Raw genomic sequence first — 16,857 nt, forward strand, 5'->3', positions numbered from 1 at the left:
GCGACCGCTCTGTGCGCGAGACTCTGAGGGTGTCGACCACCCACGACCACGATGCTCTGGCCGCCGCGCGCACGTCGGGCAACGTGCCCGACGTCGTGTTCCACTACAGCGAGGACGGCACGATCTCCCGGTTCGTACCCCACGTCCCGCAGACGAATCCGAGCCACCCGCCGGCGGTGTGGGCGATGGATGCGGACCACTCGCCGCTGTACTGGTTCCCTCGCGACTGCCCTCGCATCAGCGTCTGGGCCGACGACGCCGCACAGCGAGAGATCTTGCGCAACACGTTCGAGACCGACGCCACCCGCATCTGTGCCTGTGAGTCGCAGTGGGTCGACGGCATGCGCTCGGCCCGCCTGTACCGCTACACGTTCGACGGCGGTCAGTTCGCGCCCTGGACCGGGGCCGACGGTCAGTACATCTCGGGCGATGTCGTGACACCCCGGTCGGTCGACGTGCTCGACGACCTGATGGGGCTGCATGCGGCGGCCGAAGTCGAACTCCGGTTCACGCCCAAGCTCGGCACGCTCATGGACCGCATGCTGGCCTCGGGACTGCCGTTCAGCTTCGTGCGCATCCGCGACGCCCGCCGCTGACCCGTTCGGGCCCCGTCAGATGCCGGGCGGCAGCAGCCGGTTGACGTTCTGGTAGAAGAAGTACAGCGCGACCACGAACGGCACGACGCCGGCCACGAACCCGATCGAGGAGCGGCGGTATCGCTTGGCGAGTTGGTGGGCGAGGAGCGAGATGATCGTGAGCGCCGCTCCCCACAGTGCGATCTGCAGGAACGCGCCCCGGTCGTCGAACCAGCCCCTGCTGAAGGCATCGACCGGATCGGCGGTGGCTGCCGTGGCGTCGGCGAGTTCGTCGTCGGTGACCGCTCGTGGGTCGTCGTCATCCGTGTCGACAACGGCATCCTCGTCGCTCGCGTCGCGCGTCTGCTCGTCGCTCTGGTCCGGGGTCTGGTCCCCGGTCTGATCGGCCGGCCCGTCGGTCGTGTCGGTCGTGTCGGTCGAGTCGGTGGTGTCGTCCAGTGTGCCGAGCGCCGAGTCGGGCTCGGTGATCTCGATGTCGGCGCTGATCACCGGGTCGTCGCCGGGGAGCTGTTCGGCATCGTCTTCGTCGTCGAGGGTGTAGAACGTCGGAAGGCCGACGTTGGACGACTTCTCCGGGTTCAACACGCTGTGCACCACGATCCGTTGGCGGGCGGTGTACTTCGGGTGGCACGAGGTGAGCGTGAGCTCGGCGATGTCGGGGTCGCGGGTGGTGACGACCCAGTAATCGGATGCCGACACGACCTCGGTCGAGGTGACCTCGTAGACGAAACGATCGCCGTTGAGGAGGGTCGTGATGATCTCGTCGCCGGCTTCGAGCTGGTCGACGTCGAAGAACGGGGCACCGTACGTCGTGCGGTGCCCGGCGATCGCGGCGTTGCCGAGCTGGCCGGGCAGCGGCGTGTCCGGATAGTGGCCGGGGCCGTCCTTGAGGTCGTCGACTGCGACACCGGGCACGACGATGTCGTCGCGACCGATAGCGGGGATCTCCAGGCGGAGCAGGGGTTCGCCCCGGATCGGCTGGGGGATGGGTTCCTGGTCGACGACGTCGTCGGACAGATCGACCGGGACCGTGGTGGTGGTCGCCCCGGCGACGATGTCGGGGGCATCGGTCGTGACGGTCACGGCGGCAGCGCCGGTCGTCGGTGGCGTCGTCACCGGTACAGCGGTCGACGTCGGTGCCGAGTCGTCGGTGCGTTCGGCCAGGATCGAACTGAACCGGTCTTCGAGACGCTGTTGCGCCCGCGCCGTCTCGATGCCGGTGCCCCACAGCTGGTAGGCGACGAAGCCGAACATCAGCAGCCCGGTCACGATCAGCACCTTGCCGGCCGTGCCGACGTAGAACCGCCAGTCGTGCGGTTCGGGTGGACGGTCCCACCGGCTGACCCGTTCGCGCGGCCCACGTCGGAAGCGGCCGCCGGGCTCCGGAACGGAAGCGGCGTCGGCGGGCGCGTCGCCGTTCTTCGATCCGTCCGCCGAGAACTGTTCCGTCATGCAGGACACGCTACTGGCGGCGCGCCGGGGTGACCGGGCAGCCGCCGAGAGTGGGCGGTCGACGGGCGGGTGTACACCGATCTGTCGCCAGTAGCGTGGCGGAAGGCCTATGACGGACTCCGACGACGCTCGCCGCCCCGGTTCGAACGCCGTCGCGCTCGATCGGGTGGTGGCGGTGCTGGGCGGCTTCCCGGTCCTCGCCGAGGCGTCGCTCGACGTGGCGGTCGGCGAGATCGTGCTGCTGCGTGGGCCCAACGGGGCCGGCAAGACCAGCCTGCTGCGAGCCTGCGCCGGGCTCCTCCCGATCACCCGTGGCTCCGGGACGATCTTCGATCTCGACCTCGCGACGCAGCGCGAGGCGATCCGTCCACGCGTCGGGTTGCTCGGGCACCGCAACGGCCTCTACGCCGACCTGACCGTCGCCGAGAACGTTGCGTTCTGGGGTGCGACCGTCGGCGCGACCGCTCAGGAGATCGGTTCGGCAATGGACCGGATGGGGGTATCGGGCCGTCTCGCCGATGTGGCGGTTCGCAAGCTCTCGGCAGGGCAGAAGCGCCGCACCGCGCTCGCCTGCCTGGTCGCCCGGCGTGCCGAACTGTGGCTGCTCGACGAGCCGCACGCCGGACTCGACGCCGCCGGTCGTGACGAACTCGACGCGATCCTCCGCCAAGCGGTCGGGTCGGGTGCCACGGTGCTCGTCGCGAGCCACGAGCTCGAACGGGCGGGGTCGTTGGCCGATCGGGTCGTCGACGTCGTCGGAGGTCGGGTCGTGGAGGCGGGCGCATGACGTTCGCGGGTCGATGGCGGATCGCCCGACTGATCGCGGCGAAGGATCTCCGGATCGAGTGGCGCAGTCGAGTCCTGATCAACCAGGTGCTGCCGTTCGCCGGCGTCACGATGGTGATGTTCGCCTTCGCCCTCGACGCCACCAACGTGCTCGAACGGGTCGCCCCGGGCCTCGTGTGGCTCGCCACCCTGTTCAGCCTGCTGCTCCTGGTGCAGCGGGCGTTCGCGGTCGAGAACGACGACGGTGCACTCGACGCGCTCCGGGTCGCGGGCGTCGACCCCCTCGCGATCTTCTGGGGCAAGTCGCTCGCGCTGGCCGCCCAGCTCGCCGTGCTCGAAGCCGTCCTGATCGTGACCGCGGTGGTGCTGTACGGCGCGGTCGTCCCGTTGGGCGGCGTCGTCTTGTTGGTCACAACACTGCTGGCCGCCACCTGTGGGCTCGCTTGCGTCGGTACGCTGTACGGAGGCCTCACCGCCGGTCTCTCGGGCCGCGAGACATTGCTCCCGCTGCTCATCCTCCCGGTGGTGGCGCCCGTCCTGATCGGGGCGACACGAGCGGTGGAAGCAGCGCTCGGCACCGGCGGGGTGGCGCTCTCGGAGGGCTGGCCGTGGATCGGCCTGCTCGCCGTGTTCGCCGTCGCGTTCGGCGTCGGTGGTGCTCTGGCGTTCGGCCCGCTGATCGAGGAGTCCAGTTGACCGAGCAGCCCGATCGAATCGAAATGGAATGACGACGACCCCCACCGAACCGCTCGCCGACACCGCCGCCTCCCATCGGAGCGGTACCGGGACGCCGGCAACCCGTGTGATCGGCATCGCCGCCGTCGTCGCGATGGGATGGCTCATCGCGTTCGGGCTCGGCTTCTCACCGGCCGACCGCGACCAGGAAGAAGCGGTCCGGATCCTCTACGTGCACGTGCCGACCGTGTGGCTCGCCTATCTCGCGTTCATCGTCACGGCCGTGTGTTCCGGGCTCTACCTGTTCACCAAGAAGCACTCGCTCGGGTTCGACCGGGTCGCCGGAGCGAGCGCCGAGATCGGCGTCGTCTTCATGGCGCTCACGCTCGTCACCGGCATGCTGTGGGGTCGCATCACGTGGGGGGTGTTCTGGCAGTGGGACGCACGCCTCACCACCACGGCACTGCTGTTCGTCACCTACATCGGTTACCTCGCTGTCAGGAACCTCGAGGGCGGCCATCAGCAGCGGGCCAAGCGCAGCGCGATCATCGGACTGCTCGCCGTGATGGAGATCCCACTGGTGCACTTCAGCGTCGAGATGTGGCGCAGCCTCCATCAGGACGCATCGGTCGCCGACCCGACCGGCGACGTGAAGATGGATGGCCTGATGCTGTTCAGCCTGTTCGTCGGCGTCATCGCGTTCACGCTCCTGTACGTGTGGCTGTTGCTGCATCGCAGCCGCGGCATGGCGATGCAGGATCTCATCGACGATCGTGGGCTCGACCACGCGCTCGACGCACGTCGCTCCGAGGGGGTGACGGCATGACCGCCCTGATCGACAACGCCGGCTACATCTACGGCAGCTACGCCATCACGTTCGCGGTCGTCGGTGCCTTCGCCTGGCGAGCGGTGCGGCACGGCCGTCAGCTCGGCCGACGGATCGACGACGACGAGAAGTACTGGATGTGACATGAGCGACCTCACCCCCCGCACCGCCGGTGACCCGGGCGTACCCGCCCCTCGTCGCCGCAAGCTCCTCCCGATCATCGTGCTCGGCCTCGTGCTCGTCGCCGGTGGCGTGATCGTCACGCAGTTCCTGCGTTCGGCGGTCGACTACTACTGCAACGTCGACGAGATCGGCGAGCGGTCCGGGTGCGACGCCGACCGCCGGCTCCGGCTCCAGGGTGTGGTCGAGCGGGGCACGGTGGTCTCCGAGGCCGGCGACACCGCCTTCGACATCACGTTCAACGACGCCACCGTCTCGGTGTTCTACAACGGCGAACCCGGCGGCATCTTCAAGGAGTGCATCCCGGTGGTCGTGCACGGCAACTTCGACTCCGCGACCGACACGTTCCTCGGCGACCGCGTCGAGGTGAAGCACTCCGACGAGTACGTGGCCGTCAACGACGAGCGGCTCACCGAAGCCGACGATCTCGCCGACGAGTGCGACACCGGGTCGGTCTGATCACATGCTCGCGGTAAGCGTGAACGGCGCGCTCGGCCACGCCGGCCTGCTCCTGATGCTGGCCGCGTCGTGCGTCGGTGCGCTGTCGACCGGGCTGGCGATCGTCACCGGCAATCGGCGTGGGGTGCGCCAGGCCAGCAACTACGCCTGGTTGATCTTCGCCGGAGCGTTGGTGTCGGTGTTCGCGATGCAGCGGGCGTTGGAGATGCGCGACTACTCCATCGACTACGTGCAGCGCGTCGGGTCGGACACGACGCCCGGCGTCTACAACGTCGCAGCGATGTGGAGCGCACTCGAGGGTTCGATCCTGATGTGGGTGGTGGTGTTGGCCGCGTTCACCGCCGCCGTGGCGTGGCGATTCCGATCGAGGGCCGACGACGAGCTGGTCGCGTGGGCGCTGGTCGTCATGTTCGTCGTGTGCGCGTTCTTCGCCTTGATGAGCTTCGGGCCCGCCAACCCCTTCGCGGCCGGGCCCGACGTCGCACGAGGTTTCGACGGCCGAGGCCCGAACCCGCTGCTCCAGAACCACATCCTGGTGCTGTTCCACCCGCCGATCCTCTACCTCGGCTACGTCGGGTTCACGGTCCCGTTCGCGTTCGCGATCGCGGCGCTGATCACCGGCCGGGTCGGCGAAGGGTGGCTGCTCGAGACCCGTCGATGGGCGCTGTTCTCGTGGGGTTTCCTGACGATCGGCATCCTGCTCGGGGGCTGGTGGAGCTACGAGGTGCTCGGCTGGTCGGGCGTCTGGGCCTGGGACCCGGTCGAGAACGCCTCGCTGCTGCCCTGGCTGACCGGCACCGCGTACATCCATTCGGTGCTGGTCCAGCAGCGGCGGGGCATGCTCCGGGTCTGGAACCTGAGCCTGCTGGTGGCCACGTTCGCGCTCACGATCCTCGGCACGTTCCTGACCCGCTCCGGGATCATCAACAGCGTCCATGCCTTTGCGGCCGGCCAGGTCGACGGGTATCTCCTCGGCTTCTTCGCGGCCGTCACCGTCGTCTCGCTCGGCTTGATCGCATGGCGCGGCGATCGTCTCCGCTCGCCCGGCGTGATGGACTCGCCGGTCTCGCGCGAGGGGGCGTTCCTGGCGAACAACGTGGTCTTCACCGTGTTCGCGTTCGTCGTGCTGCTCGGCACCGTCTTCCCGCTGATCGTCGAGGCGGTGCAAGATCGGCGCACCGTCGTCGGTGCGCCGTACTTCAACAGCCTGTCGATGCCGATCGGCATCGCGCTGTTGTTCCTGATGGCGGTCGCCCCGGTGCTGCCGTGGCGCAAGGCATCCGAGGAGTTGCTGCGCACCCGGCTGTTCTGGCCCGCCTGGTGTGGCGTCGGGGCGCTCGCGCTCGCGGTGTCGCTCGGTGCCGACGGGCTGTCGCCGCTGATCGCGATCGCCCTGTCGGGATTCGCGGCCGGGGCCGCACTCCGACAGATCGTGCTCGCCACCCGGCGTCAGGGTTGGCGGGGGCTCATCGGCCGCGCCAACGGCGGCATGATCGTGCACCTCGGCGTGATCCTCGTCGCGCTCGCGCTCGTGACGTCGAGCGCGTACACCGAGTCGACGGTGCTTGCGCTCGAGGTCGGCGACGAGGTCGAGTGGAGCGGTCACACGTTCGAGCTGTTGGAGGTCTTCGCCGAGAGCGACGCTCGGAGCGAGGCCGTCCGCGCCGACGTCCGGCTCGACGGCGGCCAGGCGTACGCCCCGGCGTTCACGACGTATCTCCAGATGGGCGAGACGCTGCCGACGCCCAGCGTGCGCACCGGTCTGACGCACGACGTTTACCTCACGATCGCCGGCACCAACGTGCCGGCGGTCGGTGCGCAGCAGGTCGACATCGAGGTGTTCAAGAAGCCGCTGATCCTGTGGATGTGGGTCGGCGGTCTGTTGATGGCGGTCGGGACCGTGCTGTCGGCGTTCCCCGGCAACCGCCGCCGGAACCCGCTCGACCCGGTGTCGGCCCGGGTCCCGCTCGATCGCTCCGGTACGACCGGGACGCCGTCGGCCGACGAGCGGGCGACCGACGCAGTGCCCGCCGCTGCGCCAGGATCGGTCGACACGACGCCCGAGGTGGTGACCCATGACTGACTCCGAGACCTCCGATCTCGCCGCCGATGTCGGTGCCGGCGATCCGCCGACGCGCCGCGGTCGTGTCGCGCCGCTCGTCGTCGGCGCCGTGGCGATCGTCGTCGTCGGGCTCTTCGTCATCCTCGTCGGGGCCGATTCGTCGTCGGGCCAGTCGGCGCGGTCGCCGCTGCTGGGCAATCCGGCGCCGGCCGTGTCGGGTGAGTACGCCGACGGCACCACGTTCGAACTCTCTCGACGCAAGGGCAGCTGGGTCGTGCTCAACTTCTTCACCCACAACTGCGTGCCGTGCATCCGCGAACACTCCGAGCTGATCGAGTTCGTCGAGCAGCAGCGGTCGCTCGGCGTCGACGGCGCCGAGTTCTACTCGATCGTGCGCGACAGCACGCAGGACGAGGTCGACGAGTTCTTCGAGCAGCGCGGTGGCGACTGGCCGATCGTGTACGACACCGACTTCGAGTTCGTGAACCGGTTCGGCGTCGCGCTCGTGCCCGAGACCTGGATCATCGACCCCAACGGGTTCGTTCGGCGACGCTTCATCTCCGAGGTCGAAGCCGAGCCGCTCAGCCAGGTGTTGCAGGCGTTGCGTGAGGGCGCAGCATGAATCGCTCCGAGCTCAACCGGCGGGCGAAAGGATGGCCGGGCTGGATCGTGCTGGTGTTCGTCGTCGTCGGTCTCGTCGCGTTCGGCGCGACCCGTGACACCGGGCCGCGCACGCCCGACGAGCGGATCGAGTCGATCTCCAAGCGGCTCGCGTGTCCGGTCTGTCAGGGCGAGAGCGTGTACGAATCGCGCAACACCGCGTCGAACCAGATTCGTGTCGCCGTCCGCCAAGCGGTGAACGAGGGCATCCGGAGCGACGAGCAGATCATCCAGGACATCACGGTCAACTACGAGGGGGAGGAGCTGCTCGTGCCGACGGCCGACGGGATCGAGGCGCTGGCCTGGGCCCTGCCGGCGACCGCCTTCGTGGTCGGTGTGGCCGGGTTGACCGTGGCGTTCCGTCGCTGGCAGCTCGCCGCTCGCCGTCTCGGCGCAGCTACCGATGACGACTACGAACTCGTCGCTGCCGCGCTCGACGAGCATGCCGATGAATCCTGACCGGTTGGCGGCGCTCGAAGAGGAACGCCGCTTCCTCCTGCGTTCGCTCAACGACCTCGAGCGCGAGTTCGAGGCCGGTGACGTCGACGACGTCGACTACCGGGCGTTGAAGGACGGGTACACGGTGCGGGCCGCTTCGACGCTCCGAGCGATCGACGAAGGACGCTCCGCGCTCCCGCCCCGCCCTCCGGTGAACTGGCCACGGCGCATCGGCTCGGGAGCGTTCGTGCTGCTGCTGATCGGCGTCGTCTGGTGGGCGTTGAGCGCATCGTCGGCGCAGCGATTGCCTGGCCAGGAGATCACGGGCGATCCGGTCAACGAGCGCCAGCTCGTGCTGGCGCAGGCCCGTGCGGTGCAGTCACAGCAGCCGGCGGCCGCCGCCGCACTGTACGAGCAGGTCCTGGACGACGAGCCCGACAACGTCGAGGCGCTGACCTACCGTGGCTGGACACTGACCCTGTCGGTGTTCGGCGAGACCGACTCCGCCGTGATCGACGAAACGTTGCGCGAGGCGGTCGACCTCATGGCCGACGCGATCGAGATCGACCCGACGTATCCCGACCCGCACTGCTTCCTGGGCATCGTGCAGGGGCGCTTCCTCGGACAGGCCGAAGCCGCGCTGCCGTTCATCGACACCTGCCTCGAGCTCGACCCTCCCGCCGACATCCGCGGCCTGGTCGAAGCGTTCCGGGAGTCGATGAGCGATGCCGCGACGGCCGACGAATAGGGTGCTCGCATGACCGGGGCACCGCCACCGCCACCGCCGCCGGGTGGGACGCGTCCGCCGATGCCGCCACCGCCGCCCGGCGGGGCACCGCCGCCGATGCCGAACCACGGCGGTGCGCCGGCCGGTCGCAACGGTCTGGCCGTCGCCTCGCTGGTGCTCGGCATCCTGTCGATCCCGCTGTGCTTCGTGTTCCTGCCGGCCGTACTCGCCGTGGTGTTCGGTGGCATCGCACTCGGGCAGATCAAGTCGAACCCCGGCCAGGCGGGTCGCGGTCAGGCGATCGCCGGGTTGGTGCTCGGTGCGATCTCGCTCGCGATCGTGCTGCTGGCGATCGCGGCCGTCGGCTCGGCGACGTTCGAGTTCGAGACGACGATGCTCGCGTCTCGCTGACGCCGAGCCGGCGACCGTCCGCTCAGCAGAGCAGCATTTCGGCGAGGATCTCGCCGGCGGCGTCGCTGATCTCCGGATCGCCCTGGAGGCCGGCGTCGGCCATCGCCTCGGCGTCGTCGTCGCTGATGTCCTGGGCGAGGTCGCGGATGCAGTCGGAGTCGGGTGATGCCCCGGCGTCGTCGGCGGCCTCGATCAGCATGTCGGCGACCTGATCCTGGTCACTGCCGCCACCGCCGCACGCGGCGAGGGTCAACCCGGTGACGAGCGCGATCGAGCGTGTGTGCTTCTTCATGTTGTCTCCTGTTGCTGTGGTGGGGGATCGGGGCGGCGTCAGCCGCCGAAGGCGGCCGGGTCGACGCCGCACGTCTCGGTCGAGGCGACGAGGGCCGCGCCGGTGGCGTCGGCTGCCGCATCGTCGAGCGAGTCGAGTTCGACGAGTCCACCGTCGTCGACGAGGACGTCGGCACCGAGCGCATCGACGATGAGTTCGGCGACGCACGTGGCGCTGGCGGCGTCGAGTCCGAACGTCGTGGCGACTTCGGTCGACATCAGGTCGACCGCGAGATCGCGGTCACCGACGCCGGCATCCTCGCCGGAGTCGGTGCTCCCGGCGTCGGTGCCGCCCGAGACGGCGTCGCCGGACATCGGCAGGATCACGGCGGCGAGATCGCCGGCGGCCGAGCCGTGGAGCAGGATGTGCACTCGCTCGCCCGCCGCCGCGTCGAACGCGAACGGGCCGTCGGTCGGCTCGGCGCACTCCTGGTCGTCGTTGCTGTGGATCGAGAACGACGAGACGCCGGTCAGATCGAACGGCAGGGTCTGGTTGCCACCGATCAGGATGCTGCCGCCACCGATCGGATCGACACATCCGGGCGTGCCGTCGATCGACAGGCGGAGTCCGAAGTCGGTGTCGCCGACGGCGATCGCGGTCACGACGGCGGTCTCCAGCCCGGGCTCGGGCAACGGCATCTCGTTGCCGTTGCCGCGCCGGTCGACCGGCTGTTCCCACAGGTCCATCGCCGAGGGCCCCGAGAACTCGTCGTCGTACAGCACCACGGTGTGGACGGGCCCGTCCTCGGGATAGCCCGTGAGGACCGCGATCAGGTGATCACAGTCGACGACGCAGGTCGGGTCGCCGGCACCCGCGGTCGTGATCACGTACGAGCCTCCTTCCGGGGGCGCCGCGAAGTCGCTGGTCGCGCCGGGAGCGAGGCCGGTCTGGATCTCGAATCCCTCGAGCAGGCCGGTGGTGCGGACGTAGACGTCGACCGGTTCGTCGAGCAGGTTCACGGCGCGGAACTCGATGTCGCCCGCGTCGTAGGTGCCAGAAGGTGCGTCGGTCGTGTCGGCCGCCGGTTCGTCGGTCGCGGTGTCGGCGCCCGAGCCCTCATCGGACGTGTTCGGAGCGTCGGCGGACGAATCGGCGGCGGTCTCGTCCGCCGTCGCCTCGGCCGGTTCGGCCGGTTCGACCGAGGTGTCGTCGTCGCCGCCTCCGCACGCGGCGACCAGCAGGCCGGCGGCCGTGAGCAGGGCGATTCGGGTCGGAATTCGTGTCATGAAGGTCCTCTTCGGTGCGCGCCGCGGCTCACTTGAGTCTCACATGAGTTCCGCCGCATCAAACGTGTACGTCACCCAACCTCGTGACACCGTGCCCGGTGGTCCGGGAATTTGTCGGCGGGCTCAGACGACCGGTGGCGGCCACACGGTGGCGTGCACGATGTCGCCCTTCTTGTTGCGCTTGAGCACCCAGACCGCTGCCTTGCGCCAGTCGGGAGGCGTGTTCATCTTCATGCCCCGTCGGCCGAGCGCCTGCATCGTGGCCGGGATCATGTCGCCGTGCGTCGACAGCACCGAGCCGCCGGGCAGCTCTCGGAGGAGTTCGAGCACCGGTTCGAACGGCTCGTCCTCACACAGGCGCTGGTCGACCTTCACCTTGGTGTCGGTCATCGCGCCGAGCGGCTCGAGCGTCTGGATGCAGCGCACGTACGGGCTGCTGACCAACTTGGTCGGACCGAGCTTGGCGATTCGTTTCCCCACCAGCTCCGACTGCTTCCAGCCCTTCTTGCTGAGTGGCCGTTGCAGGTCGTCGTCGGTCCACAGCCGGCGCTCACCGGCCTTGGCGTGGCGAACGACGTACAGGTGTGCCATTCAGGCCCTCGATTCTCCGGTGAGTCGACAGTGGCGGCGGGTCAGGCCGCGCACGAGCAGGACGTAGACGATCGCTCCGGCGACGGAGACGGCTGCACTGACGATCGCTGCGCCCTGACCGTCGAGCACCTGCTGTGCCATGTCGCGCTCGGATGCACCGAGGGAGAGTCCGCCCGCGCTCTGCCCGACGAGCAGGCCCAGCGGCACGAGGCTGTAGAGCACGAACCACAGCGGGATCAACGGACTGGTGCGGGAGGCCCGCCAATCTCCACCGACGGGGACGGTGGGGTCGGCCGATCTCCACAGTTCGCGGAACATGAGTGCCGGGATCACGAACAGCAGCGGCGGGAGGAACCAGCCGCCGATCGCCCAGCCGGGCGCCCACGTGCCGCCTCGGTGGAGTGTGCGATGGTTGCGCGCCATCCGGAACATCCAGACCATCGTCAGGACGGCGGTCGCAACGGTCGCGACACCCTGGAGGACGCTCATCAACAGGTACGGCGCCGCCCGTTCGACGAACTCCTCGGCGGTGATGGTGTCGTCGAGGAGGTCGCGCGCGTCGTCGCGAGCTGCCCGCGACGCCCAGACCGACACGATCGAGAGCGCGGCCGTCGCGATCGTGAGGATGATGGTCGCGTTCGCGAGCTTGCCGACGTGTCGAAGTGCACCCGACCCGACGGGGACGTTCGGTGTCGCCCGTCCGCCCGGAGGGGCCATCAGGCTCGGAGGAGGAGGTGGCGGCGGAGGGGGTGGTGAAGTGGGTGGCGGCGGCGGTGGGTTCGGAACGGTGCCGCCCGGGTCGGGCGGCGGCGCGTGCGTCACGGCCGCGACGGTAGCTGCCGGACGGGACCTGGCGAAACTTCCTGAACGATTCGTCAGCCCCAACCCATGGCGTGCAGTTCGTCGTCGTCGATACCGGCCGCGTGGGCGATCTCGTGGATCACGGTGACGTAGATCTCTTCGGTCAGGTCGTCGATGTCGTCGCACACATCGCAGAGCGCCGCCCGGTAGATCGAGATCACGTCGGGTGCCTCGTCACCGATCCGCTCGGTGTGCGGTGTGCCCTCGTACAACCCGAGCAGATCCGGCTCGTCCGGGTTGCGGTCGTGCACCTGGATGACGACGTTGTCGAGCACGGGGTGCAGTTCGTCGGGCAGGTCGTCGATCGACTCGGCGACCAATCGCTCGAACTTGTACCGGGGCAGCAACTCCATGCGCCACAGTCTGCCCTGTCGGATGCCGGCCACCCCCGATGTGACCGCCGCGGAACCCGTGGTCAAGAGAAACACAACCGCCCGGTTGGCCCGTTCCTAGACACGTCGCGAACCAGGAGGGCTGAGCGGTGATCGGTTCGTTCGAGCGCAAGGCGCGGTGAGCCCGAGTTGTCTTGGGACAACGAGCGGCGAGACGCAACGCCGCGATCGGGCGAACCGGCGCCGCTCAGGGTCAGATGACTTTGAGTTGGGGGGAGAAGATCTTCTTCGGCTTGAGTTCGACGGCGATCCGTTCGGCGATGGCGCGGAATGCCTGCGCCGACTCGCTGTCGGGGTCGACCGCGGCGATCGGACGCCCCTCGTCGCCACCCTCGCGCAAGGCCGGCACCAGCGGCAGCTGGCCGAGCAACGGGATCCCGAGTTCGTCGGCGAGCTCTTGGCCGCCGCCCGACCCGAAGATCTCGTACTGCTTGCCGTCGTCGCCGGTGAACCACGACATGTTCTCGATGATGCCCTTGACCGGGAGGTTGACCTTCTCGGCCATCGCCGCCGAGAGGCGGGCGACCTTCTGGGCCGCCGGCTGCGGCGTGGTGACGACGTAGACCTCGCCACGGGGCAGGTACTGCGCCAGGCTGATCGCGATGTCGCCGGTGCCCGGCGGCATGTCGATCAGCAGGAAGTCGGGCTCGTCCCAGTAGACGTCGGTGAGGAACTGCTCGAGCGCCTTGTGCAGCATCGGGCCTCGCCAGATGACGGCCTCGTTCTCGGGGGCGAAGTAGCCCATGGAGATACACCGCACACCCCACATCTCGGGTGGCACGAGCATCTGGTCGATCACGGTCGGCGGCCGGTCGGTGCCGAGCATGCGGGGGATCGAGTAGCCGTAGATGTCGGCGTCGACGACGCCGACGGTGTGGCCCATCTGTGCCAGGGCGACGGCGAGGTTGGTGGTGACGCTCGACTTGCCGACGCCTCCCTTGCCCGAGGAGATCAGCAACGGACGGGTGCGTGAGCCCGGCTGGGCGAACGGGATCTCGCGACCTTCGGCGTGGCCGTGGGCCTGGTGGGCGCCGGCCGTGCCGCCCGCGTCGCCGTGGAGTGTCTTGCGGAGCGCCTCGCGCTCGTCGTCGGTCATGACCGTGAACTCGAGGTCGACGGAGCTGACCCCGTCGAGCGTCTGCGCGGCGCCGGTCACCCGATCGGTGATCTCGGCGCGGAGCGGGCAGCCGGCGATCGTGAGTGCGACGAGGATGTGAGCGGTGCCGTGTTCATCGAGCTCGGCCTGCCGGAGCATCCCGAGGTCGACGATCGAACGGTGCAGTTCGGGATCCTGCACCGGGCGAAGTGCTTCGACGAGCTGTGGGTTCATACGGGACCATCCTGTTCGATGCGAGGGAGGGAGCGCCGGCGAGCGACCGGCCGGCTTCGGCCCGGGTGGCCGAGGAACGCCGTCATCCATCCAGTCTGGCGACCACGCCCGGCATTTACACTACGGCGGTAGTAGAATCTCCGCATGGGCACGAACGCCGGGTTCACCGCCACCGTGTCGGCCATCACCGACGCCTTCGGCGACCCGACGCGTCGCAGCATCTACCTGTTCGTGCGCGACCACGGCGGTGCCGACGGTTCCACCACGGCCGCGGTCGCCGACGAGGTCGGGGTCCATCCCAACGTGGCACGCCACCACCTCGACAAACTCGCAGCCGGCGGCTACCTCGAGGTCCACACCGGCAAGGTCGCCGGCGGCGGTGCCGGACGCCCCTCCAAGCGCTACTCCGCCGTGGCCGGGGCGATCACCGAGTTCCCGGTGCGCAGCGACGATCTCGTGTTGTCGCTGCTCGGTCGCGCGCTCACGAAGCTGTCTCCGGGCGTCGCCGAGGAGATGGCCGAGGAGATCGGCGCCGAGTACGGCCGCGCGATGGCTGCCGGGCTCAACGGCGACGCCCTCGAACACGGCAGCCGCTCGATGCGGTCGGCGATCCAAGCGGTCGCCGATGCGCTCACCGCGCATGGGTTCGCCGCTCATGCCGAGAGCCGCAACGACCAACTCCGCATCATCAGCGACCACTGCCCGTTCGGTGACGTCGCGATCGACCACCCCGTGATCTGTGCCGTCGATCGCGGCATGGTGCGCGGGATGCTGAGCGAGCTGACCGACGCGGCCTTCGGCGACGTCACCACCGAGTCGAGCCTCCCGGCCGGCGACACGTTCTGCAGCACCGCCGTCTGAACCGGCCGGCGCGTCAGCTGAGCGAGAACAAGACCTCGGCCAGTTCGGCCGGTCGATTCTGCGGCACCATGTGGTTGCTGTCGATCTCGTGGTACCGCCACGCAGGGTGATCGCGTGCCCGATCGGCGGCCTCCCAGAACGGATCGGGCCGATCGCTCGTCCGCTCGTCCCGGGTGGCCTTGACGTAGGTCAACCCGACCCCGATTTCCTCGAGCGGTCCGGCGAGACGGACCGGTTCGGTGAAAGTGCGCACCGGCTGGGCGGTGCGGCGAGGTTCCCCGAACGTCGCCTCGGCCGGGTCGTCGAACGACCGCGGGCTCGGTGGGATCGACCAGGAGGGGTCGACACCCGGAGGTCCGTCGTGGGGGAGCCCGCCGATGTCGGCCACCGACTGTCCGTCGGTCGGGACGAACGCGTCGAGGTAGACGAGTTCGCGAACACGGTCGGCGATGTGGGTGAGCGCTCCGGTGACGACCATCCCGCCGTACGAGAACCCGAGCAGCACCAGATCGTCGAGATCTTCGTAGACGACCTGGTTGACGACGTCGTCGACGTGAGTCGTGAGTCCGATCTGGGGGCTGATGAGGTGAACCCGTTCGCCGATGCCGGTGAGCGCCGGCGTGAACACGGCGTGTCCGGCCGCGTGCAGCAGCGGCCGCACGGAGCGCCACGTGTGAGCGCCACCCCAGGCGCCGTGGACCAACACGTACGTCGTCATGTGTTCATCTGAGCACGTTCGCGCCCGGGCAGCCAGCGAATCACCAGGAACCCGCTCATGGCGAGTGCGCCCAACACGACGAAGTGTCCGCGGGTCGGGTCGTCGCCGTCCGACATCATGCCGATGACCACGAAGGCGAGCATGCTCACCGTGGCGCCGCCGAACCCGCGGACGCTCGTCACGGTGGCGCGGGTCGACGCCGGTGCGCGCTCCTGCAGACGGGCGTCGATGGCGATCCAGGTCGCCTCGAGTGCCCCGTACCCGACGGCGATCAGCATCAGGGTCCAGACCGAATCGGTCAGGAAGGCGATCGTGGTCACGCCGACACCGCCGACGAGCAGCCATCCCAGGACGTGACCGCTGAGGTCGGTCCGGCGGGCGGCGAGTTCGCCGCCGGCGAGCAGCCCGAGCCACACCACGAACACGATGACGGGCGCGGCGGAATCGTCCGCACCCCGGGCGCGGGCGAGCAGCGGCACGTACTCGTCGAGGATGAACAGTCCTTCCAACATCGCGCCGACGACCACCAGCCGGGCGATGATCGGGGTGTGGCGGGCCGCACCCATCCCGTCTCGTAGCGTGCGCCACCAGGCACCGAACCGACCGGCGGTCGAGTCGAGGTCGGACAGGATCGGTCCGGCCACGGGTCCCGCACCGACCGACGCCTCGACGGGCCGAGGTGGGGGGTCCGTGTCGACGACCCATCGGACGTCGGGGAGGGTCATCACGCCGGTCACCGAGCCGGCGTGGGCGGCGACGGTGATCCAGCCGAGTGCCACGAGCGAGGCGTCGACCTGGAGCAGTGCGGCACCCAGCAGCGTGCCGCCGGCGATGCCGAGGTGACTGAACTGGCCGATCCGCGCCATCGTGCGTTGGTAGTCGGCGGCGTGCCCGACCGCGGTCAGCTCGTCGTGGATCAGTGCTTCCCACGATCCGCTGGCGGCAGCGTCGTGCGCCGCCCACAGGGCGGCACCGATGAGCACGCCGGTGAACGTCGGCCACACGAGCCAGACGCCGATGCCGACGGCCCGGGTGCCGAACGCGGCGGCGAGCAGGTGTCGCCGATCGACCCGATCGGCGAGCGCGCCGCTCGGGATCTCGAGCACGAGCGCGAAAACCGCCCACAGGACGAACGCCGTCGAGATCTGTGCGGTCGTGATGCCGTTGTCGTTGAACCAGAGTGTGTAGACCGCGTAGAGCGGTCCGAACTCGTCGATGAACGAGAGCGCGTACAGCCGCCCTCGCAGCTTCGACGGGCCCATCTCAGCGAGGGGC

21 protein-coding genes are annotated in these 16,857 nt (G+C 69.2%); 12 read left to right on the forward strand and 9 right to left on the reverse strand.

Annotated elements, in window-relative coordinates:
• The first annotated feature begins 29 nt into the window (after positions 1 to 29).
• Entirely contained in the window at positions 30 to 596 is a 567-nt protein-coding gene (locus tag R8G01_20210; protein ID MDW3216325.1) for a hypothetical protein, read from the forward strand.
• A 15-nt stretch (positions 597 to 611) separates the two neighbouring features.
• Here the strand turns inward: R8G01_20210 and R8G01_20215 are convergent, their stop codons facing one another.
• Positions 612 to 2,048: a sortase gene (locus tag R8G01_20215; GenBank protein MDW3216326.1), complete on the reverse strand. Its 1,437-nt coding sequence runs from the start codon at positions 2,046 to 2,048 to the stop codon at positions 612 to 614.
• 109 nt (positions 2,049 to 2,157) lie between these two features.
• On the opposite strand from R8G01_20215, the gene ccmA reads away from it, so the two are divergent.
• From ccmA to R8G01_20265, 10 genes are read left to right on the forward strand one after another with little or no spacing between them, the layout of a single operon-like run.
• Positions 2,158 to 2,835, forward strand: coding sequence for a heme ABC exporter ATP-binding protein CcmA (ccmA, locus tag R8G01_20220; GenBank protein ID MDW3216327.1), 678 nt, complete (start codon positions 2,158 to 2,160; stop codon positions 2,833 to 2,835).
• On the forward strand, positions 2,832 to 3,530 hold the full coding sequence (locus tag R8G01_20225) for a heme exporter protein CcmB (GenBank protein ID MDW3216328.1): 699 nt from the start codon (positions 2,832 to 2,834) through the stop codon (positions 3,528 to 3,530). The genes ccmA and R8G01_20225 overlap by 4 nt, the downstream gene beginning before the upstream one ends.
• Positions 3,531 to 3,558: 28 nt before the next feature.
• Complete coding sequence (gene ccsA / locus R8G01_20230; GenBank protein ID MDW3216329.1) at positions 3,559 to 4,335, forward strand: cytochrome c biogenesis protein CcsA; 777 nt, start codon at positions 3,559 to 3,561, stop codon at positions 4,333 to 4,335.
• Positions 4,332 to 4,478: a heme exporter protein CcmD gene (gene ccmD / locus R8G01_20235; protein ID MDW3216330.1), complete on the forward strand. Its 147-nt coding sequence runs from the start codon at positions 4,332 to 4,334 to the stop codon at positions 4,476 to 4,478. Before ccsA ends, ccmD begins: the two co-directional genes overlap by 4 nt.
• A 1-nt stretch (position 4,479) precedes the next feature.
• The gene (locus tag R8G01_20240) at positions 4,480 to 4,974 is read left to right on the forward strand and encodes a cytochrome c maturation protein CcmE (protein MDW3216331.1); all 495 of its coding nucleotides are present in this window, start codon (positions 4,480 to 4,482) and stop codon (positions 4,972 to 4,974) included.
• Positions 4,975 to 4,978: 4 nt separating this feature from the next.
• The gene (locus R8G01_20245) at positions 4,979 to 7,057 is read left to right on the forward strand and encodes a heme lyase CcmF/NrfE family subunit (protein ID MDW3216332.1); all 2,079 of its coding nucleotides are present in this window, start codon (positions 4,979 to 4,981) and stop codon (positions 7,055 to 7,057) included.
• Positions 7,050 to 7,658, forward strand: coding sequence for a TlpA disulfide reductase family protein (locus R8G01_20250; protein MDW3216333.1), 609 nt, complete (start codon positions 7,050 to 7,052; stop codon positions 7,656 to 7,658). Before R8G01_20245 ends, R8G01_20250 begins: the two co-directional genes overlap by 8 nt.
• Positions 7,655 to 8,155, forward strand: a complete 501-nt coding sequence (locus tag R8G01_20255; protein ID MDW3216334.1) for a cytochrome c-type biogenesis protein CcmH — start codon at positions 7,655 to 7,657, stop codon at positions 8,153 to 8,155. The genes R8G01_20250 and R8G01_20255 overlap by 4 nt, the downstream gene beginning before the upstream one ends.
• On the forward strand, positions 8,145 to 8,882 hold the full coding sequence (locus tag R8G01_20260; protein ID MDW3216335.1) for a hypothetical protein: 738 nt from the start codon (positions 8,145 to 8,147) through the stop codon (positions 8,880 to 8,882). The genes R8G01_20255 and R8G01_20260 overlap by 11 nt, the downstream gene beginning before the upstream one ends.
• Before the next feature lie 9 nt (positions 8,883 to 8,891).
• Positions 8,892 to 9,272, forward strand: a complete 381-nt coding sequence (locus tag R8G01_20265; GenBank protein MDW3216336.1) for a DUF4190 domain-containing protein — start codon at positions 8,892 to 8,894, stop codon at positions 9,270 to 9,272.
• 22 nt (positions 9,273 to 9,294) lie between these two features.
• On the opposite strand, the gene R8G01_20270 is transcribed toward R8G01_20265, so the two are convergent.
• The 6 genes from R8G01_20270 to R8G01_20295 form a co-directional block, all read right to left on the reverse strand.
• Positions 9,295 to 9,564: a hypothetical protein gene (locus tag R8G01_20270; GenBank protein ID MDW3216337.1), complete on the reverse strand. Its 270-nt coding sequence runs from the start codon at positions 9,562 to 9,564 to the stop codon at positions 9,295 to 9,297.
• 38 nt (positions 9,565 to 9,602) lie between these two features.
• Positions 9,603 to 10,829: a hypothetical protein gene (locus tag R8G01_20275; GenBank protein ID MDW3216338.1), complete on the reverse strand. Its 1,227-nt coding sequence runs from the start codon at positions 10,827 to 10,829 to the stop codon at positions 9,603 to 9,605.
• A 123-nt stretch (positions 10,830 to 10,952) separates the two neighbouring features.
• Positions 10,953 to 11,420, reverse strand: coding sequence for a phosphoglycerate mutase family protein (locus R8G01_20280; GenBank protein MDW3216339.1), 468 nt, complete (start codon positions 11,418 to 11,420; stop codon positions 10,953 to 10,955).
• On the reverse strand, positions 11,421 to 12,242 hold the full coding sequence (locus tag R8G01_20285; protein ID MDW3216340.1) for a DUF4328 domain-containing protein: 822 nt from the start codon (positions 12,240 to 12,242) through the stop codon (positions 11,421 to 11,423).
• Between the two features lie 53 nt (positions 12,243 to 12,295).
• A complete protein-coding gene (locus R8G01_20290; protein ID MDW3216341.1) occupies positions 12,296 to 12,634 on the reverse strand; it encodes a metallopeptidase family protein in 339 nt (112 codons plus the stop codon).
• Between the two features lie 232 nt (positions 12,635 to 12,866).
• Positions 12,867 to 14,003 carry a P-loop NTPase gene (locus R8G01_20295; GenBank protein ID MDW3216342.1) on the reverse strand — a complete coding sequence of 379 codons (1,137 nt, stop codon included), beginning with the start codon at positions 14,001 to 14,003 and terminating at the stop codon, positions 12,867 to 12,869.
• 144 nt (positions 14,004 to 14,147) lie between these two features.
• Here R8G01_20295 and R8G01_20300 point away from each other — a divergent pair, with 144 nt between their 5' ends.
• Complete coding sequence (locus R8G01_20300) at positions 14,148 to 14,864, forward strand: helix-turn-helix domain-containing protein (protein MDW3216343.1); 717 nt, start codon at positions 14,148 to 14,150, stop codon at positions 14,862 to 14,864.
• Between the two features lie 13 nt (positions 14,865 to 14,877).
• Here R8G01_20300 and R8G01_20305 read toward each other — a convergent pair whose 3' ends face one another.
• Both R8G01_20305 and R8G01_20310 read right to left on the reverse strand, forming a co-directional pair.
• A complete protein-coding gene (locus tag R8G01_20305) occupies positions 14,878 to 15,582 on the reverse strand; it encodes an alpha/beta hydrolase (protein ID MDW3216344.1) in 705 nt (234 codons plus the stop codon).
• Positions 15,579 to 16,844 carry an MFS transporter gene (locus R8G01_20310; GenBank protein MDW3216345.1) on the reverse strand — a complete coding sequence of 422 codons (1,266 nt, stop codon included), beginning with the start codon at positions 16,842 to 16,844 and terminating at the stop codon, positions 15,579 to 15,581. The genes R8G01_20305 and R8G01_20310 overlap by 4 nt, the downstream gene beginning before the upstream one ends.
• Positions 16,845 to 16,857: the final 13 nt, after the last annotated feature.

Source organism: Ilumatobacteraceae bacterium (assembly GCA_033344875.1).
Taxonomy (GTDB): domain Bacteria; phylum Actinomycetota; class Acidimicrobiia; order Acidimicrobiales; family Ilumatobacteraceae; genus Ilumatobacter.